At 48.7% G+C, this 25,124-nt stretch carries 28 protein-coding genes; 17 read left to right on the forward strand and 11 right to left on the reverse strand.

The window, feature by feature from the left end; translation table 11 throughout:
* The first annotated feature begins 41 nt into the window (after window positions 1-41).
* The 4 genes from CSR04_RS04860 (at window position 42) to CSR04_RS04875 (ending at window position 4,232) form a co-directional block, all read left to right on the forward strand.
* Entirely contained in the window at window positions 42-422 is a 381-nt protein-coding gene (locus CSR04_RS04860) for a hypothetical protein (RefSeq protein ID WP_102795131.1), read from the forward strand.
* Between the two features lie 1,182 nt (window positions 423-1,604).
* Window positions 1,605-3,005, forward strand: a complete 1,401-nt coding sequence (locus CSR04_RS04865) for a hypothetical protein (RefSeq protein WP_102795132.1) — start codon at window positions 1,605-1,607, stop codon at window positions 3,003-3,005.
* Between the two features lie 690 nt (window positions 3,006-3,695).
* On the forward strand, window positions 3,696-3,965 hold the full coding sequence (locus tag CSR04_RS04870) for a type II toxin-antitoxin system Phd/YefM family antitoxin (RefSeq protein ID WP_102795133.1): 270 nt from the start codon (window positions 3,696-3,698) through the stop codon (window positions 3,963-3,965).
* A complete protein-coding gene (locus CSR04_RS04875; RefSeq protein ID WP_102795134.1) occupies window positions 3,966-4,232 on the forward strand; it encodes a type II toxin-antitoxin system RelE/ParE family toxin in 267 nt (88 codons plus the stop codon). It abuts the gene before it with no gap.
* Window positions 4,233-4,721: 489 nt separating this feature from the next.
* Here CSR04_RS04875 and CSR04_RS04880 read toward each other — a convergent pair whose 3' ends face one another.
* Window positions 4,722-5,015 (reverse strand): type II toxin-antitoxin system RelE/ParE family toxin, encoded by a 294-nt coding sequence (locus CSR04_RS04880; protein ID WP_102795135.1) that lies wholly within the window; start codon window positions 5,013-5,015, stop codon window positions 4,722-4,724.
* A complete protein-coding gene (locus tag CSR04_RS04885; protein ID WP_102795136.1) occupies window positions 5,015-5,254 on the reverse strand; it encodes a type II toxin-antitoxin system ParD family antitoxin in 240 nt (79 codons plus the stop codon). The genes CSR04_RS04880 and CSR04_RS04885 overlap by 1 nt, the downstream gene beginning before the upstream one ends.
* 537 nt (window positions 5,255-5,791) lie before the next feature.
* Here CSR04_RS04885 and CSR04_RS04890 point away from each other — a divergent pair.
* From CSR04_RS04890 to CSR04_RS04900, 3 genes are all read left to right on the forward strand, one after another.
* Window positions 5,792-6,283 carry a DUF7000 family protein gene (locus CSR04_RS04890; RefSeq protein ID WP_102795137.1) on the forward strand — a complete coding sequence of 164 codons (492 nt, stop codon included), beginning with the start codon at window positions 5,792-5,794 and terminating at the stop codon, window positions 6,281-6,283.
* Between the two features lie 131 nt (window positions 6,284-6,414).
* A complete protein-coding gene (locus tag CSR04_RS04895) occupies window positions 6,415-6,957 on the forward strand; it encodes an NADPH-dependent FMN reductase (RefSeq protein ID WP_102795138.1) in 543 nt (180 codons plus the stop codon).
* Window positions 6,958-7,091: 134 nt separating this feature from the next.
* On the forward strand, window positions 7,092-7,517 hold the full coding sequence (locus tag CSR04_RS04900) for a VOC family protein (RefSeq protein WP_102795139.1): 426 nt from the start codon (window positions 7,092-7,094) through the stop codon (window positions 7,515-7,517).
* Window positions 7,518-7,610: 93 nt separating this feature from the next.
* On the opposite strand, the gene CSR04_RS04905 is transcribed toward CSR04_RS04900, so the two are convergent.
* The 5 genes from CSR04_RS04905 to CSR04_RS04925 form a co-directional block, all read right to left on the reverse strand.
* Window positions 7,611-9,659, reverse strand: a complete 2,049-nt coding sequence (locus CSR04_RS04905; RefSeq protein WP_102795140.1) for a TonB-dependent receptor — start codon at window positions 9,657-9,659, stop codon at window positions 7,611-7,613.
* A 161-nt stretch (window positions 9,660-9,820) separates the two neighbouring features.
* A complete protein-coding gene (locus CSR04_RS04910; RefSeq protein ID WP_102795141.1) occupies window positions 9,821-11,383 on the reverse strand; it encodes a PepSY-associated TM helix domain-containing protein in 1,563 nt (520 codons plus the stop codon).
* A 3-nt stretch (window positions 11,384-11,386) separates the two neighbouring features.
* The gene (locus CSR04_RS04915; protein WP_102795142.1) at window positions 11,387-11,977 is read right to left on the reverse strand and encodes a hypothetical protein; all 591 of its coding nucleotides are present in this window, start codon (window positions 11,975-11,977) and stop codon (window positions 11,387-11,389) included.
* A 195-nt stretch (window positions 11,978-12,172) separates the two neighbouring features.
* Window positions 12,173-12,871: a CPBP family intramembrane glutamic endopeptidase gene (locus CSR04_RS04920; protein ID WP_172449236.1), complete on the reverse strand. Its 699-nt coding sequence runs from the start codon at window positions 12,869-12,871 to the stop codon at window positions 12,173-12,175.
* A gap of 90 nt (window positions 12,872-12,961) precedes the next feature.
* Window positions 12,962-13,756 (reverse strand): helix-turn-helix domain-containing protein, encoded by a 795-nt coding sequence (locus tag CSR04_RS04925; protein WP_102795144.1) that lies wholly within the window; start codon window positions 13,754-13,756, stop codon window positions 12,962-12,964.
* A gap of 169 nt (window positions 13,757-13,925) precedes the next feature.
* Here CSR04_RS04925 and CSR04_RS04930 point away from each other — a divergent pair, with 169 nt between their 5' ends.
* The 3 genes from CSR04_RS04930 (at window position 13,926) to CSR04_RS04940 (ending at window position 18,034) form a co-directional block, all read left to right on the forward strand.
* Window positions 13,926-14,192, forward strand: coding sequence for a CopG family ribbon-helix-helix protein (locus CSR04_RS04930; protein ID WP_102795145.1), 267 nt, complete (start codon window positions 13,926-13,928; stop codon window positions 14,190-14,192).
* The gene (locus tag CSR04_RS04935) at window positions 14,189-14,476 is read left to right on the forward strand and encodes a type II toxin-antitoxin system RelE/ParE family toxin (protein ID WP_102795146.1); all 288 of its coding nucleotides are present in this window, start codon (window positions 14,189-14,191) and stop codon (window positions 14,474-14,476) included. Before CSR04_RS04930 ends, CSR04_RS04935 begins: the two co-directional genes overlap by 4 nt.
* A 231-nt stretch (window positions 14,477-14,707) precedes the next feature.
* Complete coding sequence (locus CSR04_RS04940) at window positions 14,708-18,034, forward strand: amidohydrolase family protein (protein WP_245921369.1); 3,327 nt, start codon at window positions 14,708-14,710, stop codon at window positions 18,032-18,034.
* A gap of 53 nt (window positions 18,035-18,087) precedes the next feature.
* Here the strand turns inward: CSR04_RS04940 and cspE are convergent, their stop codons facing one another.
* A complete protein-coding gene (gene cspE / locus CSR04_RS04945; protein ID WP_102795147.1) occupies window positions 18,088-18,297 on the reverse strand; it encodes a transcription antiterminator/RNA stability regulator CspE in 210 nt (69 codons plus the stop codon).
* Window positions 18,298-18,636: 339 nt separating this feature from the next.
* On the opposite strand from cspE, the gene bla reads away from it, so the two are divergent.
* The 4 genes from bla (at window position 18,637) to CSR04_RS04965 (ending at window position 21,916) form a co-directional block, all read left to right on the forward strand.
* Window positions 18,637-19,437 carry a subclass B1 metallo-beta-lactamase gene (bla, locus tag CSR04_RS04950; protein ID WP_102795490.1) on the forward strand — a complete coding sequence of 267 codons (801 nt, stop codon included), beginning with the start codon at window positions 18,637-18,639 and terminating at the stop codon, window positions 19,435-19,437.
* 31 nt (window positions 19,438-19,468) lie between these two features.
* The gene (locus tag CSR04_RS04955; protein ID WP_102795491.1) at window positions 19,469-20,518 is read left to right on the forward strand and encodes an acyltransferase family protein; all 1,050 of its coding nucleotides are present in this window, start codon (window positions 19,469-19,471) and stop codon (window positions 20,516-20,518) included.
* Window positions 20,519-20,692: 174 nt separating this feature from the next.
* The gene (locus CSR04_RS04960) at window positions 20,693-21,043 is read left to right on the forward strand and encodes a VOC family protein (protein WP_102795148.1); all 351 of its coding nucleotides are present in this window, start codon (window positions 20,693-20,695) and stop codon (window positions 21,041-21,043) included.
* Window positions 21,044-21,058: 15 nt separating this feature from the next.
* Window positions 21,059-21,916, forward strand: a complete 858-nt coding sequence (locus CSR04_RS04965) for an AraC family transcriptional regulator (protein ID WP_102795149.1) — start codon at window positions 21,059-21,061, stop codon at window positions 21,914-21,916.
* Here the strand turns inward: CSR04_RS04965 and CSR04_RS04970 are convergent.
* The gene (locus CSR04_RS04970) at window positions 21,878-22,468 is read right to left on the reverse strand and encodes a LysE family translocator (protein ID WP_102795150.1); all 591 of its coding nucleotides are present in this window, start codon (window positions 22,466-22,468) and stop codon (window positions 21,878-21,880) included. The two genes, CSR04_RS04965 and CSR04_RS04970, sit on opposite strands and share 39 nt — an antisense overlap.
* A 57-nt stretch (window positions 22,469-22,525) precedes the next feature.
* Between CSR04_RS04970 and CSR04_RS04975 the strand changes: the two genes are divergently transcribed.
* A complete protein-coding gene (locus CSR04_RS04975; RefSeq protein WP_146027102.1) occupies window positions 22,526-23,218 on the forward strand; it encodes a helix-turn-helix domain-containing protein in 693 nt (230 codons plus the stop codon).
* Here the strand turns inward: CSR04_RS04975 and CSR04_RS04980 are convergent.
* Window positions 23,170-23,565, reverse strand: coding sequence for a VOC family protein (locus tag CSR04_RS04980; RefSeq protein WP_102795152.1), 396 nt, complete (start codon window positions 23,563-23,565; stop codon window positions 23,170-23,172). The genes CSR04_RS04975 and CSR04_RS04980 overlap by 49 nt on opposite strands.
* A gap of 171 nt (window positions 23,566-23,736) precedes the next feature.
* On the opposite strand from CSR04_RS04980, the gene CSR04_RS04985 reads away from it, so the two are divergent.
* The gene (locus CSR04_RS04985) at window positions 23,737-23,910 is read left to right on the forward strand and encodes a DUF3012 domain-containing protein (RefSeq protein ID WP_102795153.1); all 174 of its coding nucleotides are present in this window, start codon (window positions 23,737-23,739) and stop codon (window positions 23,908-23,910) included.
* A 125-nt stretch (window positions 23,911-24,035) separates the two neighbouring features.
* On the opposite strand, the gene CSR04_RS04990 is transcribed toward CSR04_RS04985, so the two are convergent.
* On the reverse strand, window positions 24,036-24,425 hold the full coding sequence (locus tag CSR04_RS04990; RefSeq protein WP_102795154.1) for a MerR family transcriptional regulator: 390 nt from the start codon (window positions 24,423-24,425) through the stop codon (window positions 24,036-24,038).
* Window positions 24,426-24,495: 70 nt separating this feature from the next.
* On the opposite strand from CSR04_RS04990, the gene CSR04_RS04995 reads away from it, so the two are divergent.
* Window positions 24,496-25,116 (forward strand): cation efflux transmembrane domain-containing protein, encoded by a 621-nt coding sequence (locus tag CSR04_RS04995; protein WP_102795155.1) that lies wholly within the window; start codon window positions 24,496-24,498, stop codon window positions 25,114-25,116.
* Window positions 25,117-25,124 lie beyond the last annotated feature (8 nt).

The following is a 25,124-nucleotide window of genomic DNA, read 5'->3' on the forward strand; positions in this document are numbered from 1 at the left end:
GTCCGCTGAGTGAAGCGTTATGCATTAATTCGGAGAAGTTGATGTTGTCAGAGTTGGCGGCAGGCATTGTCGGTATTTTGATAGGCGGGCTAGTTGGAAATCGACTGGCTATCGGGAGAGATCGGCGCAAGGAGTACAACGAAATTGCCGATGCGCTGCACGAGAGGTTGGAGAACCAAGCTTTGACTGCTCAGAAAGGGCAGTTTCCTAATGATGCGAACAGTCTCGATAATGCTTCCTTTATCCCATTGCGTAGGAAGCTTTCGAACCGGCAAAACAGGAAACTCGATGCAGCAATTGAGGATTACGCATCATCAAAGCAGCAATGTGGGTATATTGAAACAGGTTTATATCAGTTTAATAAGCCAGAAATCCTGATAGCAGCTATCCGTAAGTTGCAATGTTTTGTCAAACAGCGCTGAGCATGATCAATGGCGATCAATGGATCGATGGGGTCAGGATCAATGGGGTCAGGATCAATGGGGTCAGTGACATTGATATTGGTAATGTGTCAACTGAGCCAAAGCTTTGCCCCTAAGCGGCCGAGCCTGCGTTCGGTCGAAATTGGAAAGCTTCTCGCTGTGACGCTGGGGGCGCAAAGAAAAGCTCGCTGAGGTATTAACTGCTTTTAGTCACTCTGAGTTCTCAGCGGCTCTGCGAGAAGAGCTTGGGTGGTCAGGGTACAGATTATGCCGCTATGACTAGCCTGTTATACAAGTGACTGGCGCGCAGCGGATCGCGTGTCTTACCCAGTATAAAAGTTAAGCAACTTCTGTCTTGCCATAGCGGTCTTCTACATGGATACTAAAACCCAACTTGGCTAAACAGTGCCATAGTTAAAATAAGACATGGACGGTTCTCCTCATTAGTTGCCACTTAAACGTGGCATAACCCTGGGAAAGGGGGAGTTCATATGGATCAATGGGGTCAGTGACATTGATATTTGTATTGGGTCAACTGAGCCAAAGCTTTGCCACTAAGCTGCCCGAGCCGCTTTGATTCCCGCTTAAAATTCCCGGTCGGTTCAGGGCGCTGCTAAAAGGTGGGTAGTTTACAGAGCGAAAATTGAGTGGAAGACGTGCTTTGGGGGACATCGCTAAGCATAATTCGTCTATTACTACTTGTCTGATACAAAGAACCCATTCCGTAATGCTTTCTCCACCACGAAGATCAGAAGAGCACGAAGTGTGGACGACCTCTATTGCCCTTCGTGCTCTTCGTGGTGAAACATATTTTGGGAAAAAGTCCTGACGGGAACTAGATTGATCAGCTTTAGCCGGCCCGTAGGGCAACTGGCTGGATGCTCGAATGGGACTGGCGCGCCACAGATGGTGCGTCATATAAGACTAAGGAAGTCATGTATTCAAATGCTTGCTATGACACCCACCACCATGGATACTAAAACTCAGTTTGGCTAAATCAATGCCATAGACATAGTTGTAATCAGACATGGATGGTTCTCCTCAATGGTTGCCAGTTAAGTTTGGTAAAACCCCGCGAAGGGGAGTCCATATTATTTGTTACGCAGAAACGTTTTTTTACGCACAATTGTATTTTGCTTTATTGACACTCGAAAATAGGATGTTTTTGATGATGGAGGCAGAGTGAATTTAGAAACGATAGCCGGAATTGCTACAATAGTAAGCTGCGCATTAGCATATTTGACTTACAGGATTCAAAGAGGGCGATCTGACCTAGAACAAAAGGAGATGATTCAGGATAACAAATCCAAAAAAATTTATACTGAAGAAAAAGTCTCAATATTTGAATCTTCCGGGCGTGACAAAAGCAACTTGTTTAAAACTCACTCTTTAAGAAAGGTTCAAGAGTTTTCAGTGGCTAAGATTCCATTTTTTGCAAAAAACAAGTTTGAAAAGCTGGTAAGTGTATTTATAAATACAGAAAAAAATAATAGCGGTCTATATCGGTGGCAAGGATATGGTGTTAATGTCGTGCAGTGCGTTTTCGACAAAGTCTTTACTAGTTGTGATTGTCATTTAGCTGTGAATGTATGGAGCAAAGATTATGGGCGGGCGATTAAGAGATTAGTCGGTGACGCTGAGCAATCGTATACCACTGTCTTTTTACGCGTCTCTTCTGACGGTCATCACATAGTGTTTGGTAATGGTAAAGCTCTGTATTATTCTCAGAATCTATCAAGTCCAATTAAAATAGAAATCTCTGAGTTTGACTTCGAATCAGCCTTTTTTAGTGGTAAAGACTCATTCTGTTTTATACATAATAATGCGGGAAGTGTATTTCTGAGTGAGGTTTGTTTTAAACAAATGCCCTCACCTAAAATTAATCCTATCTTGGATGTTTCCGAAATTTATAGAGATGCATCTGGAATATCAGTAGATCAAATGTGTAATTGGAATGACATGGAGCTTTTGTGCGTATATAGAAAAAGCCCTTGGTATACACCAAAAGAATTTAGTAAATTAATAATATATGATAAGAGAGCCAAGGAAATAGTTTGCAAGCATGAGATATATGGTTTTCAAGATTTGCAGATTGATCATTCAAATAAAAAGATATACGTTTTGTCCGATAAGATTTCTGTTTATAACGACCAGTTTAAAGTGGTTGGGAACTTTGAGCTGGAAAAGAGATGGTCTCAAACTGGATCCTGGTCCCTTGGGGCAATAGCCGCTCGCCCATGCGGCGAAATCATTGCTTACTCAATATTCAAAGATGGCGAGATTATTCTATGTGATTCTTCTGATTTTAAATTAATTAGAAAAATTAAAAGTATAGGAATTTACAATTTTTATTTGAAGTGGTCTCCTTCTGGCAGATATCTAGCCTACTTGAGTTACGATGAAGATAGCAGAGACTATCTCTACACTGTATATGATTACAATAGAGATGAAGATGTATACAGGCAAGTCACATATTGCCCATCGCGCGGAAAGCCAATATTGGAATGGTCGAATGAGAGGTATCAAGACGAGTTGATGGTGTTGAAGGATTCTAGCTTACTAGAGTGGATCAGGTTTCGTTGATATATTCTAAACGTAAAAATGCGGCTAAAGGATAATGCGTGCTTTGCCAGTTTACAGTTGGAGCTTGTACGGCCAAAACGCTTGATCTGCTTGATCTGCTTGATCTGGGATCAATGGGGTCAGGGATCAATGGGGTCAGTGACATTGATATTGGTAATGGGGCAACTGAACCAAAGCTTTGCCACTAAGCGGCCCGAGCCGCTTTGAATCCCGCTTAAAATTTCTGGACTAACGTTGTTGGGAATCCAGCGGGCGCGCTTTGAAGGTCACGTCCCTGTAGCTTTTCCTTCGGACCAGCGTGAAGCTGTCCCAAATTTTTCCTGAAGATTTGGTCTTTGCGTCTCGTTTCATTATCGCCCGGTAAAGACAATCTGGTCAGGAACCAGATTGAACAGCTTTAGCTGGCCCGCAGGGCAACAGGCAGGACGCTCGCAAGGGACTAAGTGTCATATCCAACAAGTACGTTAAGCAATTACTGTCTTGCCATGGAACTTCGCTAAAAGCTAGACGGTGCTCCCCGGACGCTTACAGATTAACTCCAGCAATACCAATAAGGAATTGCGTTTATCTGTCCGACGATCCCAAAAAGTTTTCCGCAAAGTGCAGGATCTCTGCTCTTCGTTATGCTTGTTGACCGCACCTGTTAACAGGTGCTATTAATGGCACCTGATGGTTGATTAGGTAATCACTATGCCAGTGAAATTTTCAGAGGACGTAATCCCTCTGTCTGACTTAAAGATTAATCCCGGAAAAGTTGTTGGTCGGGCACAGGAAACGCATCGTCCTATCCTGCTGACCAGTCGTGGCCGCGGCATCGCTGTTGTTCAGGGACTTGAGGATTACGAAAAAACCGCTGAGGAATTGCGGTTTGTAAAGGCGGTGGTGCAGGGGTTGTTGGATGTTCGCGACGGCAACACCCTATCTTTAGAGGATGCCAAGAAAACCCTCGGTATCGAGTAAATGGAATTACGCATTGCGCAGTCCGCTCTTGAGGACCTACAGGCTATTCAGGCTTACTACACAGAGCAAGACTTGGCGCATATTGGTGATGACTTCGTCGCGGCTATCCTTGAGCATTGTGAGATACTGCAAACTCACCCTGATGCGGGCCGAATGGTTCCTGAGTTCAACCTGAAGCATATTCGCGAATTGATTCATGCGCCATTTCGGGTTGTCTACCTTAGGCAGGCTAAAGAGCTTGTACTTATTAGAGTCTGGCGGAGCTAGAGACAGCTTGAAATATAAGAAGATATTTCGTAAATGCGGTAAAAGGGCCCACTAGATCTGCAGCCCGGCATCGAGATAAAAACGGGCTGGATTTGAACAAAGTCTATAAACAAAAGGCAACAGGCCCAGTGGATCACCTATGTCACTATCACCCTTCCACTTAGCCATTCCAGTCTATAACTTGGCAAAGGCTGGTTGAGCGTTTGCAACAACAAGTTCAGGTTCATTGATGTGGTCAACTGAGCCAAAGCTTTTGCCCTAAGCGGCCGAGCCGCTTTGACCCCGCTAAAAAATTCCCGGTCGGTTCAGGGCGCTGCTAGAAGGTGCGAACCTGCCTTCGGTCGATATTGAAATGCTTCTCGCCGTGACGCAGGGGCGCAGAGAAAAGCTCGCTGAGGTATTCACTACTTGTAATTGCTCTGAGTCTCAGCGACTCTGCGAGAAGGTGCAGTTGTGGCTACTACTGGAGGGGCTGCAGCCTTGTTAGGCTTAGACGTGCTGGTCCACATCCATACTGTTGTAGAGGATGCGGATTACAACGAACCTTGATTCTGTACCGGCTCGGTAGAAAATGATATGGCTGCCCAGACTGAATTTTCTGTGGCGTGGTTTTATGGTATCTGCATCGCGGCCAATATCAGGTTGGCGAGCTAGCAGCTTAAAAGCATCGTCAAGCTGTCTGAGGTATTTATCGCGTTGGCACTTCCCCCATTTTTCGGTGGTGAAACGGCCTATATCGATAACGTATTTTCGGGCAGCGGCAGTGAGTAGATATGGACGCATCAGTTAACTTCGTTGTCCAGTTCCGCCATAACGCTTTCAAGGGAATAGTCTGCTATGCCACTTTGCTCGCCTTTATCCAGGAGACGTCGGAGCCGTTCGAGCTTACTTTCCGTTTCTTCAAGCAAACGCAGTCCGGCCCTTACTACCTCGCTCGCCGAACCATAGCGACCATTTTCAATCTGAGTGGCTATAAACTCGTCAAAGTGGGGACCAAGTGTAATGCTGGTATTTCTGGCCATTGGCAGTCTCCTGTACCAAATATTGGTATATTGTGCCAAAGCATCCATGCAAGGCAAGGCAGCTCAACGTGATAAGGCCGCGCGGCTGCTTTGAGCATAATCAGAAGCTTATTGTTGTGTGCCTGATACCAAAACCCATCCCGGTCTTTTTAATTAATTCTCTTTCCACCACGAAGATCAGAAGAACACGAAGTGTCGATGACCTCTATTGCCCTTCGTGCTCTTCGTGCCCTTTGTGGTGAATAAAATTTTGGAAAAAAGCTTGGTCTGGAACCAACTTGAACAGCTTAAGCTGGCCCAAAGGGTAACAGGTATGCCGTAAATGGGAATGGCAAGCCAAGGAGGGCATGTCATTCAAACCTTGCCACAACAGTTTTCACCATGGATACTAAAACTAAGTTTGGCTAAATCAATGCCATAGACATAGTTAAAATCAGACATGGATGGTTCTCCTCATAAATTGCCACTTAAACGTGGCAAACCCCCGGGAAGGGGAGTCCATATCATTTGTTATATGCCTAAAATTCCAAGGACAATATGTCTTACAAAAGCCTTAGTGCGCGGATACCTGCCTACAAATTACACTTTGCAAGTGGTGAATTGCAGAGAACGTACCAAGACCTTGTATCTGTCGTGCAAGGTCTCAGAACTGAATTTTATAACAAGTATAAAGGGCAATTTACGGTTGCAAAGGTATTGCACGGTTATATTGATTTCACATATTTTTACCTACAAAACGATTATCTTAAAAAGCATAAACTCAAATTAGCCATTGTGTTTAACCATCAGCGGGTGCAATTTGAACTTTGGCTTCTTGGGCAAACAAAGGATGTTCAGATTAGTTACTGGAAAAAGTTACAGGGTGTTAAGTGGGTGAACAAAGATGCAATGCCAGAATGGTCAATCTTTGAAATTTTAATGCTTGCAGACCCTGATTTTGACGATGCCAGGGCACTATCCGAGTCAATTTATAATGCTTTCTCTGCGCTGTCAGTGGAGATTTTTAATATATTGACGGTATACGAATAATGCATATACAAGTGGCAGCAACGGGATTTTTAAAAGCCTTGCTTAAGCTAAATGCAAATTTGCTATTGTACTTTTGCCAGGGATAAGGGTATTTGTTGTTTGCAAAGTAAAAGATAATAACAAGGTTGGCTATGAGTGACGCTCTACAGTTGTTGGCGTTGTCGGGCAGTTTGCGCCAAGGGTCTCATAATACCGACGCGTTATTGGCCCTGACAAGGCTGGCACCTGCTTCGGTACAGATTGAACTGGGATCGATCGCTGACTTGCCATTGTTTAACCCCGATTTGGAAGGTGAGCCGCTTGGTGCGGTAATGAGGTTGAAATCTGCCGTAGCACAAGCTGATGGAATCATACTGGCAAGTCCAGAGTACGCTCATGGTATCAGCGGTCCAATGAAAAATGCCTTAGATTGGCTGGTCAGTGGAGAGGAGTTTCCCAACAAGCCGACAATGTTGATCAACACCTCTCCCAGAGCTCATCATGCTCAGGATGCGCTCAAAGAAGTGTTAATCACTATGTCTGCGCGGATTGTTGATGCTGCTTTTGTCTCTATTCCCTTGCTTGGCAGCAAATTAGATGTGGATGGAATACTGTCTGACCCATATTTGGTGAAGGCACTACAAGATGGTTTACGCCAATTTTGCCAAGGGATATGTTCGGACCAGGCACCCTAATTAATGGCTTGGTTTGTTAAGTCAGCACTGCTGACACGCGGACAAAGTTAGCAGTAAGGTTGTAGATGATACTGGCATCCATGGCGAACATGGCATAAAAGACATGGATATACAGCAATAACTAAGGATCGTCTATGTCACTATCACCCTTTCATTTAGCCATTCCAGTCTATGATCTGGCCAAAGCCAGGCTGTTTTACCGCGACATCCTGGCGCTTGAAGAAGGCCGTAGCAGCGAGCAATGGGTGGATTTTAATTTCTTCGGCCATCAACTGGTGATCCATCTGCACCCGCAAACCGAGTCACAACAGCAGGCGCATACCAATGCCGTGGACGGGCATAATGTACCGGTACCGCATTTTGGTGTGGTATTGCCCTGGCAGGACTGGCAAAGGCTGGCGGAACGTTTGCAACAACAAGGTGTTGCGTTTGTGATTGAACCTTATATTCGCTTTAAAGGGCAGGTTGGGGAACAGGCTACCATGTTCCTGTTTGATCCTTGCGGGAACGCGCTGGAATTCAAAGCGTTTAAGGATATTGGCCAGCTATTTGCCCGCTAAGCAATGCCTTGGTTGATTATGGCTTGATTCTGATTGCCCGCATTAATGTCAATTTATTCGCGGGCCCGTATCATTGACAGGCCCGCCTGCTGTTTAGAAGCTGTAGGTAGCAGAAACACCGACATTACGCGGATCTACTACAGACACATAGCCTGTTGGATATCTGCCGCTGGCGGGTTCCTGGCTCAGAAATGCTTCTTCGTCCAAGACATTATTAACGAAGGCCGATATCAGCCAGTTGCTATTCTGGTAGCTGGCGTACAGACGAACCAGGTTATAGTCACCGGCTATGCGTTCTTGCGTATTGGCGAAGTCACCATAGTACTTATCCACATGACTGGCCGATACACCGACGTTCAAGGCATTGGTTAGCCAGTATTTGGCACCAATGTTGGCGGTGAGCTTTGGTGCGGAATTCAGCTCATTGCCATCTACGTCGGGATAGTCTTCACCGGCATCTTTGATATCTGTTCGCAGTAAACCCAGACCGGCACTAATCTCAAGCTCTGGTGTTAGGTTGGCCGACAGTTCCAGCTCGGCACCGTACGTGGCAACATCCTTCATGTTGACAATAAAGCGGTTGGAGCTGAGCGCCTGATAACCTTCATAATCGTTGTAGAACAGATTGCTGCGCAAAAATACGTGTCCGTCGGCAAAACTGCTACGGGTGCTGAATTCAAAAGTATTGACCTTTTCTTCACCGAAGTAATAGTACTCCTGTGCCGTGAAATTGAGTGCACCACCTGCTGCGTTATAGCCTTTTCGCGCACTCAGGGCGATGGTCGTGTGTTGTGCAGCCTGATACTGCAGGACCAGTTTGGGCAGGAAGATATTGGTGTCATTGTCCAGATCTGAATCAATGGGGCCGTAAACAAAGTTACGTACCTGAGACTCGCGCTCTAGTCTGGCGCCGAGAATCAAATCCAGACGTTCAGATAAAGCGAAGTCCACCTCACCGTATAGCGCTAGTGAATCACTCTTGTCATCACCCTGATACAAGTAGGCACCGGTACTAACGACATCGTGATCCCGCTCAAAGTACGCCAAGCCAATAAAGCCACTGAGGTTGTCACTTTGCAGACCAAAGTTGAGTTTGGCATCCAGGGTTAAGTTGTGCTCGTCAAACGACAGTTGCTGCTGTGCCTCTGGCGTAGGCTCATAGCCGTCAAAACCCCATTCGTAGTCCATATATGCCAGCAGTACATCCAGTGACATATTTTGATTGATCTTATAGTCAGCTCTGAGGCTGGTTGTCGCTACATCCGTCTCGATATTCCTGAAGTACAAGCGACTGAACTTCGACAGATCGTCCGCCTTGTAATATACGCGGCCGGTGTCGCCCTTTTCATTATTGGTGGAATGAGATAACAAAAAGGTTAAATCATCCTGTACCGTCCACTGTAACTTGCCTCTGAAGCGGCGGGTTTTGATCTCATTCAGGTCATAATCTGGGGGATTACCGACATAACCGGTATCATCGGTAATGGTATTGGCGTCCAGCATTTGGGCACTGACACGAAACGCCAGGGTATCTTCAATCAGTGGCCCGGATATGACCGCAGAGGTATCAACATAGCTGTCCTGATTGCGGTAACCAACGCGTACTGCGCCTTCCCATACCTCACTGGGATCTTTGGTCTTGATATAGATTGAACCGCCAATACTGTTGCGGCCATTACTGGTGGATTGCGGCCCGCGATAGATTTCAATCTGTTCCACGTCCCAGATCCCTGAGTCTCCGGTCAGATCAGCGACAAAGGGTTCTGCTACGCCGTCAATCAGAGTCGATACACGGCCTTTGGCGCCGCCAGAGATAGAATTAAACCCACCAGCCGCGCCGTTGCCCGATACGCCGCGAATATCCGGCACGGCGCCCGAAGGTGCGACGATATTGGGAATGTCGGAAATGGCTTCGGTGATAGACTTAAATTGTGTACTGTTTAATGCTTCTTCTGATAATACTGAAACCGACGAGGTGGTGTCTTTCAGGGGGCGATTGGTTTTCTCACCGATAACAACAATAGTTTCAAGTTTCTTATCGGCTTTGTCCGGCGTCTCTGCGGCGCTTGCCATTGGGCTGGCGAAGCAGGCTGCAATCGCCGCAGCCAGCGACAGGCATTGCTTGTTACCAAGTCTGAACATGGTGTGTATCCCTTGAGTAGTTTAAGAACATTGCGTTTGGCAATTTGCCGGTGTTTGACATCCGTGTTCGGGCCGTAAATCAATGGCCTTCATCTTAGGAAAAATTCGCCGCTCTGCGCTTATTCCCCTTGGCTCTTCCATGCAAAAATAATCAGTGTGAATTATGCCCATACATTGTCTTGTGGGATCTGCGCCTGCCTGTTGCACAAATGCCGCCAGGTCGCCATGCAGGCTACCGCTAGTAAGCTACAGACCATACAGAAGGTAAAATCCACCCCAGCGGTTTGACTGCCGTCTAGCCACCAAAGAGTGGATAGCACTAGCAGTGTCAACAAAGCGCATAAGATCGCCAGCAGATGTTTAGCAGCGACAATTGGCTTTAGGAAAAAAGCCAGCAGTAGACAGGACAAGAACCCCAGATAATAGCCCGCTTGTTGCCATGTACTGATATCCAAATGTTCGCGGGGTAGCCATTTAGCACATAGCAGTGACATTGCTACACCGATAAGAGTGCCAAGTGTCACACCCACAGTCAGGCGCGCCATAACTTTTACAGAACGATTTTGCTGTGTTTGTCCTTCGGTTTGCTGCTGTTTTTTACGCCTGGACTCTATCCAGATGATATTCCCGGTTAAAAACAGCAAAGCGCCTGACAGGCCAAGGCCAAAATACAGCCAGTGCACCAGACCACCGCCAAAACCGCCGAAATGCAAGGTGAAAAAGCCATTGACCACTTTACCCATAATGCCCGAAACACTGGGCAGCATTGCGGTATATCCCGGCTCGGCATTGTAGGGATCGCTCAGTACATACGCGTATTTAGGTCCTCTGACCCATTGTCCCGCTAGTTCACCACCAATCAGCACTCTGGCAGCAGGTGTACCCAAGGCGGCAAAGTTCAGCACCGCAGGTTGAAACTCAGGTTCAATGGCTCGCACCGATTGTTCTAATTGCTGGATACTGGCTAATGACGCTATGTTGCGGTCACTCTGACTGGGAGCAGGGCGGGAAAATATCGGGGTGTCCTTGTAAACCCACTGCTGCATTGAGGCGTACAGCAAATCATGGTACGCGAAAACAATGGTGGTCAGGGCGATGATCAGGTGAAAAGGCAGGGCCGTAATGCCAAGCACATTGTGGAAGTCCACCCAGAAACGTCGGGTATTTTTTTCTTTTCTGATTGCCAGCAGGTCTTTAAACCAGCTTGGCAAAAAAATGATCAGACCCGAGACTATGGCTACGACATACAAGATACAGACCAGTCCCATAACAAAAATGCCGTAGGCATCGTGATCGTCGCCGCCAGGAATACCGGCGGTACGATGTAAGGTGTCAAGGAAGTCACCGATAGCTGAAACCTGGGTTTGGGAGGTGATCAGTTCACCATGACTGTCCAGACTGGCATGCCAGAGGCTGGCAGCGTGGCTGATGCTATCTTCAACTACCCAGCTAACTGGTGCGTGCTGTGGTTGTGTGGAGGGTAAATAGACGGTCAGATCTTTTGCTGCATCAGGATAGGCAAGCAGCACTTTTTGCAGCAGAGCGTCGTATTGGGTCATGTCTATTTGGGGCAGCCGGGCCTCTTGTTGTAAGGCCCATTGGTTTAGTGGGGCTTTAAACATGGTCAGGGCTCCTGCAATGAAGCAGATATAGAGCAATAATCCAGAAATGATCCCTGTCCAGATATGCACTTGCTGATAGCTTTTATAGAATTCCAAACGCATAACTTAGCCTCCAATACCAACTTGCCCGAGCACCCCATATAAACAAGCGCTCAAAATCAACAAGCTTAAAAATACCCGCCACGGCTTATGGGTAAAAAAGATAAAGCACAAAGGCATCAGCCAAAGTGGCGTGATCATCCACATAATAAACTGCGCTCTTACATCTGCCGCTTCACTGACGTCGTAGGTCAGCCCTATCAGACTGCTGGTGAACAGCGCCAGGGGAAAACCCAGCACCAGTGCCCCCAAAACTCTGCTCCACCATTTGGTCTGGTACTCCGCATAGCTTTTGCTTCTGACTAAGGTGGACTTCCCACCTTTGGTACTGGGTTTGCTCAGCTTGGCGGTAAAGGGCAATAGTCCGAGCAGCAACATCAGGGCAGTGAAAATAGTAAATACGGCGGAGAGGCCGGAGAGGTGAGAGCGCAATAGCCACCAGGCGGCGCATAGCAATATCAGACTTAGCAAGAGTGCAGGGTAAAACTTGATATAACGCTTTTTAAACCATTGTTGGTTGGGGCTGCCAAGATAGAGCAGCAGGGCTGACAATAGGCTTAACACTAAGGCGAGACCGCTTTGCCAATATACATTCATTGTGTCAGAGCCTGTTTCCCACTGCGTAGGCACGCTATTTACGTAAACACGATGCCGAAACTGCAGTCTGAATTATAAGTTAGTGCAAATGATAGTGATTATTGATAACTTGTTCAACAGGTTTGTCCTGTGGTTTCCGCTGCTACGTGTTCAGTTAACTGTGAAAGGAAAGCCGGGCGGAGCCCGGCAGTTTACTCAAATATCCCACTGCTGGTAAACGGCAGTCAGGCTCAGACTGTTTACCAGGCCATGGCCAATTACCAAAGGCCATAGATTGCGTTTGAAGAGCAGAAATAAAGTCCCTAGAGTCAGGCCGATAAAGCCGGTAATAATCAAACCTTGCAGGCCCTGATAGTAGACATGTACTAAACCGAAAGACAGCGCCGGGAAAAACACAGACAAGGTGCGCTGAAACTTGACCCCGTTGAAAAGGGTCAACATACGGGTAATAAGAAAGCCACGAAAAAACATTTCTTCACACAGCCCTGAGCTTACCCAGATCAATCCAAGCCACAGCAGATACATATTCAGGTTGCCAGGTACGTCGGCCAGACGCTCGGCAATGCCCGCATTGTCTTTCACCAGATCCAGGCCCAGCAGTTCACCGGTTTTCGCCACGGTCACACCGGTAAGAATAATGGCCGCAGCGGTCAGCAAGCATTTGGGTAGGATCATCAGCCTGGATTTCAACCCGCCAGGCACGGCAAAGCCAATCCCGGCTAGTCCTTCACCACGACGGTGTAAATAAATGGCCAGTATCAGCATGGAGCCGATCAGGGTAATGGGGCCGGAAAATTTCCAGGTTAGCGGGTCGACCAGCAGTTTAGATATCACCACCAGGCAACCGAAGCCAATGACTTCTTTCAGGGCCAGGGATTTGTCAGCAGATAGCATGGAAAACGCTCTTATCATGTAGTGAAGGGCGATGATATGCAGCCCAACGGCGCCGTTATAGAACGATTGTGCAAGCTGATTAAATATCTGTTACTGCAACAGCGCCTTCTGCCATTGCCTGGGGGTCATACCGAACGCTTGTCGGAACTGGCGGGTGAAATGACTTTGGTCGGCAAAGGCACAATCCAGCGCGGTATCGGCCAGTGAGCGCCCCTGAGACAGCATCGTCAGCGACTTCTGCAAACGACGCTGAATCACAAATCGATAAGGGCTAGTGCCCAAGAGTTTGCGAAAATCACGACTCAGTTTAAAACGATCCTGTCCCGATACCTGTTCCAGTTCTTCCAGTTTCAGGTTGTATTGCCAGTTTGCAAGAATATATTCCCTGGCTCTGAAGGTGGCCTGACTATCCACCGGGCTGGCTTTTTCCCGTTGCCCTGCGGCTTGTCTGAGTGCCTGGCTTAAATCGAAGACGATATCCTGATGTTCCAGTTTTTCCAAAGGCCTGGACAGGTCTGCCAAACCGCGGTGCAGGGTTTGCAGCAACAAGGTATCGCGGCAGATTCCACCTTCAATAAAGGGCAGTGGCGTTCCGCCCAGGCATTGTTGCATCTGGTGAGGGTCAATACTGATGGAGCGGTAAATAAACCCCTCTTCGGTCACGGTTTTACCATCATGTAGCTCATCGGGGTGCAAAATTACGGCTTCTCCCGGCAGGGATTGTTGGCGGGCGCCGCGGTAGTTGAAACTCTGCACCCCTTTTAAGGTGAGGGCCAGGGTGTAATAGTCATGGCGATGGGGAGTAAAAGCGGTGTCCTGCAAGCGCGCCTCAAAGCGAATATCGTCGCCTTCTGCCTTGCTGATACTCAGATGATGGTTGCGCATGCATGAATAGCTATATTGTTCAGTCGCACCAGCTTAACATTCAGATACTACAAAATAACCGCTCAAGTGTTACTAAAGGTAACGCCATCTAAGTCGGTAAAATCCTCTGGTCAACCTTAGTGCACAATACTACTATGTAATACAACGTGCTACAGCTATCGGTGAAGATATGAGCATTACCAGTATCAGGCTTAATAAAGATGTCGATAAGCCTTTAGAGTCTTTGGCTAAGAAACTCGACAGAAGCAAAAACTATCTTATCAATCAGGCAATTAGGGAGTTTCTTGCCAAACAGTCGCTGGAAGAGTCGCGCTGGCAGGACACGTTGGAAGCGATGGCGTCGATACAAGCAGGCAAATCGCTTGACGAGGACGATGTCAACGCCTGGCTCAATTCCTGGGGAACAGCAAGCAGGCAGTCTAAACCGCAAAAATGAAAGTAAAATATTCGCCTGAGTCGATGGATGACCTGCAGCGCGTGGTTGAATTTATTGAAAGCAAGAATCCATATGCAGCACGCAGAATGGCTATTGATCTTCAGGAAGCGGTAGATCGGTTAAAAAAGTTTCCAGAAATAGGCTTGCCCGTTTTAAAGGCCAGCGACCCGGAAAAGATTCGTGATCTCTATGTAAAAGCCTATACCCTCCGCTACTTCATTCAGAATGACCACATTTATATTTTGCGGGTTTGGCACAACAGGGAAAACGAGAGAAGCCAGTAACAAGGTCTGTTAATACGAACCCGCATAAATCTCTGCGCTATGCCTGTGTTCTTAGCGTCTCAGCGTTGAATAATGCTTCCCGAAAAATTGACCGCATTTCCCCGTAATTTGGCCGTGTGTGGCTGTGCCCCTTGGCTATTTTTATGGCACAAAGGCAGTTTGGCTATGATCGACCCGGTCTGGCATCATGGACGCAAAATAAAACAACAGATAACAATAAGAGGCAACACAGTGACAACAGGCAAACTCACCCCCATCGCCCTGGCCCTGGTTTTAGGGCTGGGCAGTACATCCTTGCTGGCCCAGGACGACAAGGCAGACACCAGTAAAAAACCGGATAAAGAGCAAAAGTGGGATGTGCTGAATCCGCCGCTGGAGATGACCAGTGTCAGCATCAATACCAGCGAAACCACCTGGTCCAGCCTGGATATCAGCCCCGATGGCAAACAATTTGTGTTTGATATGCTGGGCGACCTGTACGTCAGCGATATCAAAGGCGGCAGTGCCAAGCCACTGACCAATGATATGGCATTTAACTTTCATCCGGCCATCAGCCCGGATGGCAAACGCATAGCATTTATCTCTGATCGAGACGGCAATACCAATGTCTGGACCATGCAACGGGACGGCTCGGACCTTAAGCAAATCACCAAGGTAAAAAGCGACCTGGTGCATTCGCCCAAATGGAGTCCGGACGGCCAGTATATTGCCGTGACTATCGGTAAAGTCTCAACCCGCAGTATTCCGGCCGGGGAAATCTGGTTATTCCACCATAGCGGCGGCACCGGCCTGCCGGTTAAAGAGCGGGATAACGGTAAAACCGAGCAGCAGAATCAGGCCGATCCGGCCTTTTCACCCGACGGCCGCTATATCTATTACACCAAGGATATGAGTGCGGGTGGCTACTTTGAATATAACCGCGACCCATTAAAAAGTGTGTTCGCCATTCGCCGCTATGACAGACAAACCGGCGAAGACATTACCCTGGTAAGTGGTGTAGGCGGTGCGGTGGTGCCAACTCCATCCCCGGACGGTAAACAGCTGGCCTTTGTACGCCGGGTGCGGGAAAACACCGGCTTATTTGTCATGGATCTGGCCTCGGGCCGCGAAACCCTGCTAACCGATAAGCTGGAGCGGGATATGCAGGAAGGTTTTGGGTCGGAAGGGTACTTTGCCTATTTCGACTGGACGCCCGACAGCAAGCAGATTCTGTATTGGACCGGCGGCACCTTCCATCAAATAGATATGGCAGGTAAAGAAGTGGCCAAGGTCGGGGTTGAGGTTAAGGTAGATAAGCAGATTGCCAAGGCGCTGCGCTTCCCTGTGGATGTAGCGCCGGATGAATTTGATGTGAAAATGATCCGCTGGGCACAAAAATCGCCGGACGGTAAAACCGCCTTGTTCCAGGCGCTGGGTAAGCTTTACATCAAAGACATTAAAACAGGCAAGCTGAAACGCCTGACCAGCCAGGATGAGCACGATGAGTTCTATCCGCGTTTTTCCAATGACGGAAAGTCCATCGTTTATACCACCTGGAACGACGACAAACTGGGCGAGGTCAGGGTGATTTCCGCCAAAGGCGGGCGTAGTAAGGTGGTCAGCTCGCAGCCCGGGCACTATGCCGAACCCAGCTTTAGCCTGGATGGCAGTAAGGTGGTGTACCGCAAGTTTACCGGTGGTTACCTGCTGTCTCCGGAATGGTCGCTGGAGCCTGGCATTTATCTGGCGGATATAAAAAGCGGCGAAAATCGCAAACTGGTAAATAGTGGCGTTGCCCCGCATTTTGCCGGTGATGACAGCCGCGTGTACTTTACTGAGCCGTCTTCTACCAATACCAAGCTGGTCAGCGTCGATCTAAACGGCAAAGACCGGCGTGAACATTTGGATGGCGGGGATCAGGCGGTGGAATTCCGTTTGTCGCATGACCGTCAATGGCTGGCTTTTGTTTATCAGTACAATGCCTATATTGCGCCTTATGCTGAAACCGGCAAGCTGTTAACCGTGGGCCCAACCATGAGTTCACTGCCGGTGACAAAGGTATCCAGCCGCGCCGGGGAGTTTCTGACCTGGCGGGCCGACAATCAGGCTTTGAGCTGGCACCATGGCGCGCTGCTGTTTGAACGTGAACTGAAAGACGCCTTCGCCTTTATCAACGGTGCCCCTGAAACCCTGCCAGAGCCCTTGAGTGAAGGACTGGATCTGTCGTTTAAGCATAAAGCCGATAAGCCTGGTGGTATGAAAGCGCTGGTGGGCGGCCGGTTAGTCACCATGCGTGATGCCGATAATCGCCAGGAGGTGATAGAAAACGGTGTGGTACTGATTGAAAACAACCGCATCAAGGCCATAGGTAAGCAAGGCGAAGTGACAATACCGCGCAGCGCCGAGGTGCTGGATATCAGCGGCAAAACCGTGATCCCAGGTCTGATTGATGCCCATGCCCATGGCTCGCAAGGCAGTGATGAAATTATTCCGCGTCAGAACTGGCGTAACTTTGCCGATGTATCCTTTGGCGTAACCACCATTCATGACCCGTCCAATGATACCTCAGAGATCTTCTCGGCAGCCGAATTGCAAAAAGCCGGAGAGATTATCGCCCCGCGTATTTACTCCACCGGCACCATCTTATACGGCGCCAATTCGCCGTCCTATAAAGCCATCTTTGATGATGCCGACTCGGCCAGATTCCATCTGCAACGCTTAAAGGACGTGGGGGCTATTTCGGTGAAAAGTTATAACCAGCCACGCCGTGACGTCCGTCAGCAGATTATTGCAGCGGGTAAAGAACTTGGCATGATGGTGGTACCGGAAGGCGCAGGGCGTTTCTTGTATGACCTGACCATGGTGGTTGATGGTCACACCGGGCTGGAGCATTCCATTCCCTTATCCCACGGCTATTCCGATGTGACCCAGTTATGGGCCGCCTCGCAATCCGGCTATACCCCGACCTTTGTGGTGACCATGGGCACTATTATGGGTGAGGAATATTGGTACGATAAAACCGAGGTGTGGAAGAACGAACGGCTGCTGCGCTATACCCCGCATTATATGCTGGATAGCCGCGCCATTCGCCGGCCCACCGCGCCAGATGAGCAATACCACCACTTTGATGTAGCCGCCTATGCCAAGAAGCTACGTGACAACGGCGTTACGGTGCATATCGGCGCGCATGGTCAGCGTCCTGGCCTGGGTGCACACTGGGAATTATGGCATATGCAGCAGGGCGGTTTTACGCCTTGGGAGGCGATTCGCGGCGGCACTATAGACGGCGCTAAACATCTGGGCATGGATAAGGATATTGGTAGCCTGGAAGTAGGTAAGCTGGCCGATATGGTGGTGATTGACGGTGATGTACTAAATAACCTGCAACGTTCAGAGTATGTTGATTACACCGTACTCAACGGCCGCATCTATGATGTGAAAACCATGAATGAAGTGGGTAGCAAAACCAAACGTAAGGCGTTTTTCTTTGAACGTTTAAATGTACAAAGTATGCCTGAGCAAACCCAGCAGAGCCTGGAAGCCAAGGCCGAAACCCTGCACTGGGTGCATAAGCACTAAGCGACAAGTTTAACCAAGGCGGTCAATTGGCCGCCTTGGTTATTTTCGGGGGCTTACAGGCGTGTTACATTTTTGGCCTGCGGACCTTTGATGCCTTGCTCAACTTCGTACGAAACCCGCTGACCTTCTGTCAGGGTTCTGAAGCTATCACCGGTAATGGCATTGAAATGCACAAAAACATCCTGGCTACCGTCTTCAGGGGCAATAAAACCAAAGCCTTTTTCTTCGTTAAACCACTTAACTGTGCCAAATAATGTAGACATAAAATCTCCGTATATAAAAATTGTCGATGTACCTACGCATCGTTTGCCTCAATGACGGAATATCATCACCTTAACATGGCAAATTTTCAGTAACAGGAATGCAAGGGAGGGCAAAACAAGGTAAGCGCAATTCCTTTGCAAGATTGTTAGCTAAACGTCTCAAGGCTATGAATACCTTAGCAATGTTTGCTGGGATGTACAGAATCTGTGGCCCAAATATGCTTTAATGGCTTAGTTGCGTTAGGCAGGAATAGCGTTAACTTGCAAAAACTAAGCGGCGTTTGGCTATTCCAAAAGGTCAACGTGGGTTGTTCGTATGATATGGCCGAGGATGTTTTTATGGCTTATGCAAAATTCTTATCCACCATCAGCTTATTATCTGTGCTGGGCACGAGTCTGGCGGTGACAGCTGATACAGTGCAAAATTGGCAAAACTACCCTAAGGCGGCAGATATTCCCGAAGGGCAGGTGCGTCTGTTTAAGGTGGCAGAAGGCGTTTGGAGCCATATTGCCACCCATGATTTTAATGGGGTGTTATTTCCTTCCAATGGTTTAATCGTCAAAGACGGCGACGAACTGCTGTTAATTGACACCGCCTGGGGCGCAGACAATACCCGTGCTTTGTTGCATGAGATAAAAGCGCAGATTGGATTACCGGTCACTCGTGCTGTTTCCACCCATTTTCATGATGACAGGGTGGAAGGTGTGGAGGTGCTTAAACAAGCCGGAGTGCAAACCTATGCCAGTGCGCTAACCCGTCAACTGGCCGAGGCTGAGGGCAATGAAATCCCCGAATATAGCTTGCAGGCTCTTGTTGCCGCTGGAGATGCGCTATCTTTCGGCCCGGTAGAGATCTTCTATCCGGGACATGGTCATGCACCGGATAATCTGGCTGTCTATGTACCTAAGGCAAAGGTTCTGTTTGGCGGCTGTGCGGTGCATGAACTGGCGCGTCACAATGCCGGCAATACCTCGCATGCCGATCTTGCCCAGTGGCCGGTGTCGGTAGCAAAGATTCTGACCCGTTACCCAGATGCAGAGACCGTGATCCCCGGCCATGGTTTGCCCGGCGGCCAGGAACTGTTGACCCATACCATCAAGGTTGTTGACGCGCAGCCGGGTAATACTGCGGCAAAATAACTATCTGCGCTGTCAGTTGAAGGATGTTGTTTTGCAAATCAGAAAGTTAAATAGCCTGCGCGGTTTGGCCGCGCTAATCGTCTTTATTACCCACTTTAGCGATATTACTGGTTGGCTGGGCGGCAAGTTGGGCGGTGCTGCGGGCCAATATGGTGTGATGCTGTTTTTTCTGCTCAGTGGATTTTTGATGTCCCACTTGTATTTTGACAGAGGATTTAACCTGCAAAATATCCAAGGTTATATTCTGGCCCGGATGGCAAGGATTTTGCCACTGTATCTACTGGTGGTATGCGCCTCCTACCTGCTATCAATTAACGGTACAGAAGGGCTGTATGCCATTAACAGTGCTGACGCACTTATTTCGCATCTGCTGTTTCTAAGCGGTGAAAGCGTGCTTTGGACGATTTCACCTGAAGTACAGTTTTATCTGCTGTTTGTGGGGTTCTGGGCTTTGGCGGCCAAAAGGGCGGGATACATTTATGTTTTAGTGGTGGCGGTTTTAATCGCGCTGTTTTTTGCTAACTTCCCGCGTTGGGTTAGCGAGTTCTATGGTGTGCCATACAACCTGTTCCAGGTATTGAGAAGCCTGCCATATTTCTTTGTGGGTATGCTGTTTGGTATGCACTACAAGCACATCAAGGTGCCGGATTATCTGCAAAAGCATGGCTTTGTGTTGGTGTTAGTGTTGATTCCGCTGATGTTCCCGGCGTTTTCCCCCATTGCGTCCGATGCCAAGACCAGGATGTGGTTAAGCTATGAAGTCCTGCTGGTTATGAGTGCGGTGTTCTTCTGTGTGGTGTTTCTGGTACCAAACAACAATATCTTGCTGGCCAATAAGTTTGGGGATTATGTCGGTCAAATATCCTTTTCCCTGTATCTCTTACATATGCCGATTATTGCCAAGGTAAACCTGTATGAATTGGCGATTGAACTGAAGTTGGTGGTGTCTGTTGCGCTGAGTTTGCTGGTAGCATCACTTTGTTATCGGTATTTTGAGATGCCAGCCGCCAGGCTGATACGAAACTGGGCCAATACTAAACCTGAATCAGGGCCTGTAAAACAACCCGATACCGCCTCTTAGATTATGGGGATACAGCTATAGTGAGGGCGCTGTGCATGTACAGAATCCGCATATCTTCCTGCCGCTGGCGCTTGAACAGTACGCCAAATTCAGAGACACATTGCTGCTAGATGGCGCATCCATCTAAAAGACTGTGTTAACCTAAGATTCTCATGTTGGTAAAGGAAGTTACTGATGACAGTCAAACGAATCGTCGCCAATATTCGTGCTGAAGATCCTAATGTGGCCAGCGCCTTTTACGCCGCTATCTTTGAGCTTGACCTGGCGATGGACCATGGTTGGATCAAGACCCTGAGTAGCGGGCAAAGTATGACCACACAGCTGAGTGTTGCATCTGAAGGTGGGTCGGGAACTGACGTACCGGATCTGTCTATCGAGGTGGATAATCTGGACCTTGTCCTAAGCCGGGTAAAAGCGGCGGGGATTACCATTGAATATGGACCAGTGTCGGAACCCTGGGGGGTAACAAGGTTTTATATTCGTGACCCGTTTGGCACGCTGATTAATGTGTTAGCACATCAATAAGTTTAGGGAATGGAGATGAAGGAAACGCAAGGGCCGATTTTCTGGCGCGATCCACGTATGCCTTTTCTTGAGCTCAGGGTGGTAAGGGAGGGGCGTAAAGTCTGCTATGCGCCTCATAGTCACACCCAATGGTCGTTGGGGGCTATTACAGAGGGATGCAGCACCTTTGTATACCGGGATACACAGCAGCAGGTCAGTGCCGGTACCTTAGTGATGATGAATCCCAACTGGGTACATGCCTGCAACCCAATTGACCAGCATCCCTGGGCTTATCTGATGCTGTATGTGGATACTAAGTGGCTGACCCAGCTACGCCATGAAGCCGGGCTGCTGGCTACTCCGCAGTGGCAGGATATTTCTACCTCGGTCATCACCGACCCCAAGTGGTATGCAGGCTATTGCCAATTAGCTGACTGTTTGCTGGATACAGATAGTGCGCTACTGGATAAGCAGGTCGCGGTAATTGAGTATCTGACCGCCTTACTGTGTGAATTAGCTGATAATCAGATGCCTTTGGTTGCTGCTGCGCCGGAAAATATGCAGGAACTGGCTGACTATATTGCTGCGCATGCTGATGAGGAGATTTCCCTGGACGGGCTGTGTGAACGTTCAGGTTATAGTCCTGGCCATTTAGTGCGGGCATTCAAGCTGTACTTCGGACTGACGCCGCATGCCTATTTAGTTAATTGTCGTATCCAACTTGGCCAGCAGGCCCTGAAGCAGGGCCAGCCTATTGCTGAAACGGCTTTACAGGCCGGGTTTGCTGACCAGCCGCATTTTCAGCGTACCTTTAAAAAACTGCTGGCCGCCACGCCCCGGCAATATCAGCAGAGCTTAGTCAATCAGCAGATACAGGGTGCTGAGCGCAAGTAATATGGCCAGGCTGCGGTTGATGATAATCAGCGTGCCGGGTGTTTGCATAAAACGTCTTAAATAGGCCCCGGCATAAACCCAGCAACTCAAAGACAACCAGCATACTGGCAGATAAATCGCAGCAAACAGCAGGATATGCTGCAGGTCGTTGTTGGTGTAAGCGCCGATACCGGAAGCCGACGCCAACCAGGCTTTGGGGTTTAGCCACTGCATTATCGCCCCTGTCATAAAGCCCGGTCTGTTGCTGTCCTGTTCTTGCGTAAGCTGACCGTTATCTTTGAAAAGCTGGAAACTGAGATAGAGCAAAAAGGCGATGCCCAGCCATTTTAAGGCGCTGTTTAGGCCAGGGAGCAGGCTTAACACAGAGTAAAGCCCCAGGCCGATGGCAATAAACAGCAATATGAAGCCAAGGGTGGCACCGCTGACAAAAATCAGCCCAGTGGCGATGGGATGACGGGTACCGCTGCTAAGACAGACCAGATTGACCGGACCGGGGGAAATCGACGCGGCCAGGGCAAAGGCCATCATAGGTAGAATCAGTGAAAATGACATGGTAAAAAACGTATTGATTGGGGTGGCGTTAGTCTGTGACAGACAAGACGCGCTGTATTGAACAAAATTGCTCTGGTAACGTCAGTATGGAGTATGACCGTGTTATATAGCCGCTGGTCTTTTGCGGTAAACGAAGATGCCAGCACTTTGGTATTGCCTGACGGTTGTCGGGATCTGATTGTGGTTCGCCAAAATGGCAAAGCAGACAGGTGGTTTTTTAGTGACTGGGATTTTTGCCCCAGACAGGTTTGCGTTGCGGCGGGTCAGCAGTTTTTCGGCTACCGGCTGCGTCCCGGTCTGGTATTAGAGCATCAGGCACTGCAAAGTATTGAGCACGAAACTACCGATTTACACGGCGCCATACCTGGCCTGCTTAAACCTGACTGGGACCTTCTAGGCGCCATTGATGCGCTAAGCAGTGGGCGATATTCGGTTCGTCAGGTGGCGTTGCAGACCGGTGTGACTGAACGCACTTTTCAGCGATATTTCAAGCGGGCCGCACTGCCAACGCCTGAATACTGGCGGTTACTTGGCCGGGCCAGGCGTGCCGCTGCCAGGCTCAATAGCAGCTCGTCCATCACTGACTTGGCTGCTGAGTTTGAATACAGTGATCAGGCCCATATGACCCGTGACTTTAAGCGCTGGTTTGGTAAAACCCCAAACCAGCTAAAACAATCACCGGAGGTGCTGGCGATGCTTTCTCATGCCGGGTTAGGCAACTGGACCGGCGAACATATTTCCACCAGATAACCGTTGGGATCGCGCACATAGGCGGTGGTTTGTCCCCAGGGTTCCTGTCTGGCGTCCTGCACTAATATGGCGCCTGCCTTAAGGGCGCGAGACAGGGCCTCTGGCACATTGTCGGTTTCCAGTGCGATTTCAAACACCGGTCTTTGCGGATCGGGCTGTTGCGGGTTCTTACCCAGGCTACGCATCAATTGCTGAGAGGAAAAGGCCAGTTTGGTGTCACCGGTTTGCAGTTCGCCGTAATCGCCGCTTTCATGCAGAAAACCTGTTTTCAGGTTAAATGCCTGCTGATAAAACCCCAGCGTGTCGGCCACATTCTCAACATATAGGATGGTGTATCGGAAAATCATATTTTTGCTCCTGTTTTTCTGCCATCTTCCTGCTTTTCAGTGGGCGGGTATTGAATAAATGCGACAGGTCGTCACACGGCTTTTTGATACCATGCCTGCACAATTAACGATATGCTCTTAGGCCAATCACTTTCACTTGTGGGCAGTTCTGGCCCGGTAACGGAGATAACGATGAAAAAAGTGGCAATATTACTGGCTTGCAGCGCCATGTTAACGGCTTGTGCCCCGGAAGTGGGTAGCAAAGACTGGTGTGAGAATATGAAAGAAAAACCCAAAGGTGACTGGACAGCCAATGAAGCCAAAGATTTCACCAAGCACTGTATTTTTAGCAGTGACGAAGAATAGGTTGGCACAAATTTGAACCGTAGCCGGGGATGCCCGGCTTTTTTGTCTGTCAGCACAGCATATTCAGGTCTGCAGAACTTAAGTCCGGCAGCAACCCGCCAAAGGTTTGGCATGCCACTGAAAACTTATTCCTCGGTTAATCTGTGTAAAATCCCGCATTCATCAATTCTGTTGCGTTTGCAGCTATTGGCAAGCGTCGTCAGGCTGTGCTCCAGCTTTTCCAGCTCCTGTCGTGCCACCTGAACCCGCGTTAATTGCTGCTGAATAATCTGGTCTACCTGCGCGCAGGGCGCGCTGTTATCTGCCTGCACCGCCAGCATCTGTCTGATGTCGTCCAGTGAAATTTGTAAATCTCGGCAGCGGCGGATAAACACCAGCCGGTGCACATCGTCAGATTTGTATTGACGGTAGCCATTGGCGGCACGTACCGGCGGATTAAGCAAGCCAATATCTTCATAATAACGAATGGTTTTGGCCGGTACGTCAGCTTGTTTAGCCAATTGATTAATTTGCATCTTGACCTTCCAGTTGCTGGAACCTTTATTCTAGGGTACATGGACTTTTATGTTTTACAAAGGAACCCTTATGGCAGGCTGTTGTGCCCCGAATGCTGCAGATGATCAACAACGTAAACTTTTATGGCTGGTGCTGGTACTCAATGCACTGATGTTTGTAGTGGAATTTATCGCTGGTTGGCTGGCCAGCTCCAGTGGTCTGATGGCTGACTCTCTGGATATGCTGGCGGATGCGCTGGTTTACGGGGTCAGCCTGTATGCGGTGGGCAAAGCCATGAGCTATAAAGCCAGGGCAGCCATGTTAAATGGTACGCTGCAATTGATTCTGGGTGGCCTGGTGTTGGTGGATGTGGTAAAAAACATCTGGCTCGACGCCAGCCCGAATGTGAACCTGATGTATTCTGTCGCGTTTCTGGCGTTGATGGTGAACGTACTGTGTTTTTCATTGCTGTATCAGCATCGCAGTGGCGATATTAACCTGCGAGCCAGTTGGATTTGTTCACGTAATGATATGCTGGCCAATGGTGGTGTGTTACTGTCAGCCGCGCTGGTGACCTGGCTGGGTAAAGCTTGGCCGGATTGGCTGATAGGCAGCCTGATTGCTCTGACTATTATGCTTTCAGCATCCAGGGTAATCAAAGACGCCAGGCAGATCAGCGCACAAAGTAAAGCAACCTGTTGTCAGGTGTAAGAGGCAAG

The organism is Bowmanella denitrificans (genome assembly GCF_002887595.1).
GTDB classification, from domain to species: domain Bacteria; phylum Pseudomonadota; class Gammaproteobacteria; order Enterobacterales; family Alteromonadaceae; genus Bowmanella; species Bowmanella denitrificans.

Coding starts and splice junctions, on each gene's coding strand:
- CSR04_RS04995 (WP_102795155.1), top strand. CDS start 24,496: ATGGCAGGCTGTTGTGCCCCGAATGCTGCAGATGATCAACAACGTAAA.
- CSR04_RS04990 (WP_102795154.1), bottom strand. CDS start 24,425: ATGCAAATTAATCAATTGGCTAAACAAGCTGACGTACCGGCCAAAACC.
- CSR04_RS04965 (WP_102795149.1), top strand. CDS start 21,059: ATGAAGGAAACGCAAGGGCCGATTTTCTGGCGCGATCCACGTATGCCT.
- CSR04_RS04910 (WP_102795141.1), bottom strand. CDS start 11,383: ATGCGTTTGGAATTCTATAAAAGCTATCAGCAAGTGCATATCTGGACA.
- CSR04_RS04880 (WP_102795135.1), bottom strand. CDS start 5,015: ATGCGTCCATATCTACTCACTGCCGCTGCCCGAAAATACGTTATCGAT.
- CSR04_RS04895 (WP_102795138.1), top strand. CDS start 6,415: ATGAGTGACGCTCTACAGTTGTTGGCGTTGTCGGGCAGTTTGCGCCAA.
- CSR04_RS04915 (WP_102795142.1), bottom strand. CDS start 11,977: ATGAATGTATATTGGCAAAGCGGTCTCGCCTTAGTGTTAAGCCTATTG.
- CSR04_RS04905 (WP_102795140.1), bottom strand. CDS start 9,659: ATGTTCAGACTTGGTAACAAGCAATGCCTGTCGCTGGCTGCGGCGATT.
- CSR04_RS04985 (WP_102795153.1), top strand. CDS start 23,737: ATGAAAAAAGTGGCAATATTACTGGCTTGCAGCGCCATGTTAACGGCT.
- CSR04_RS04925 (WP_102795144.1), bottom strand. CDS start 13,756: ATGCGCAACCATCATCTGAGTATCAGCAAGGCAGAAGGCGACGATATT.
- CSR04_RS04930 (WP_102795145.1), top strand. CDS start 13,926: ATGAGCATTACCAGTATCAGGCTTAATAAAGATGTCGATAAGCCTTTA.
- CSR04_RS04900 (WP_102795139.1), top strand. CDS start 7,092: ATGTCACTATCACCCTTTCATTTAGCCATTCCAGTCTATGATCTGGCC.
- CSR04_RS04885 (WP_102795136.1), bottom strand. CDS start 5,254: ATGGCCAGAAATACCAGCATTACACTTGGTCCCCACTTTGACGAGTTT.
- CSR04_RS04980 (WP_102795152.1), bottom strand. CDS start 23,565: ATGATTTTCCGATACACCATCCTATATGTTGAGAATGTGGCCGACACG.
- CSR04_RS04960 (WP_102795148.1), top strand. CDS start 20,693: ATGACAGTCAAACGAATCGTCGCCAATATTCGTGCTGAAGATCCTAAT.
- CSR04_RS04970 (WP_102795150.1), bottom strand. CDS start 22,468: ATGTCATTTTCACTGATTCTACCTATGATGGCCTTTGCCCTGGCCGCG.
- CSR04_RS04870 (WP_102795133.1), top strand. CDS start 3,696: ATGCCAGTGAAATTTTCAGAGGACGTAATCCCTCTGTCTGACTTAAAG.
- cspE (WP_102795147.1), bottom strand. CDS start 18,297: ATGTCTACATTATTTGGCACAGTTAAGTGGTTTAACGAAGAAAAAGGC.
- CSR04_RS04935 (WP_102795146.1), top strand. CDS start 14,189: ATGAAAGTAAAATATTCGCCTGAGTCGATGGATGACCTGCAGCGCGTG.
- CSR04_RS04890 (WP_102795137.1), top strand. CDS start 5,792: ATGTCTTACAAAAGCCTTAGTGCGCGGATACCTGCCTACAAATTACAC.
- CSR04_RS04860 (WP_102795131.1), top strand. CDS start 42: ATGTTGTCAGAGTTGGCGGCAGGCATTGTCGGTATTTTGATAGGCGGG.
- bla (WP_102795490.1), top strand. CDS start 18,637: ATGGCTTATGCAAAATTCTTATCCACCATCAGCTTATTATCTGTGCTG.
- CSR04_RS04875 (WP_102795134.1), top strand. CDS start 3,966: ATGGAATTACGCATTGCGCAGTCCGCTCTTGAGGACCTACAGGCTATT.
- CSR04_RS04920 (WP_172449236.1), bottom strand. CDS start 12,871: ATGCTATCTGCTGACAAATCCCTGGCCCTGAAAGAAGTCATTGGCTTC.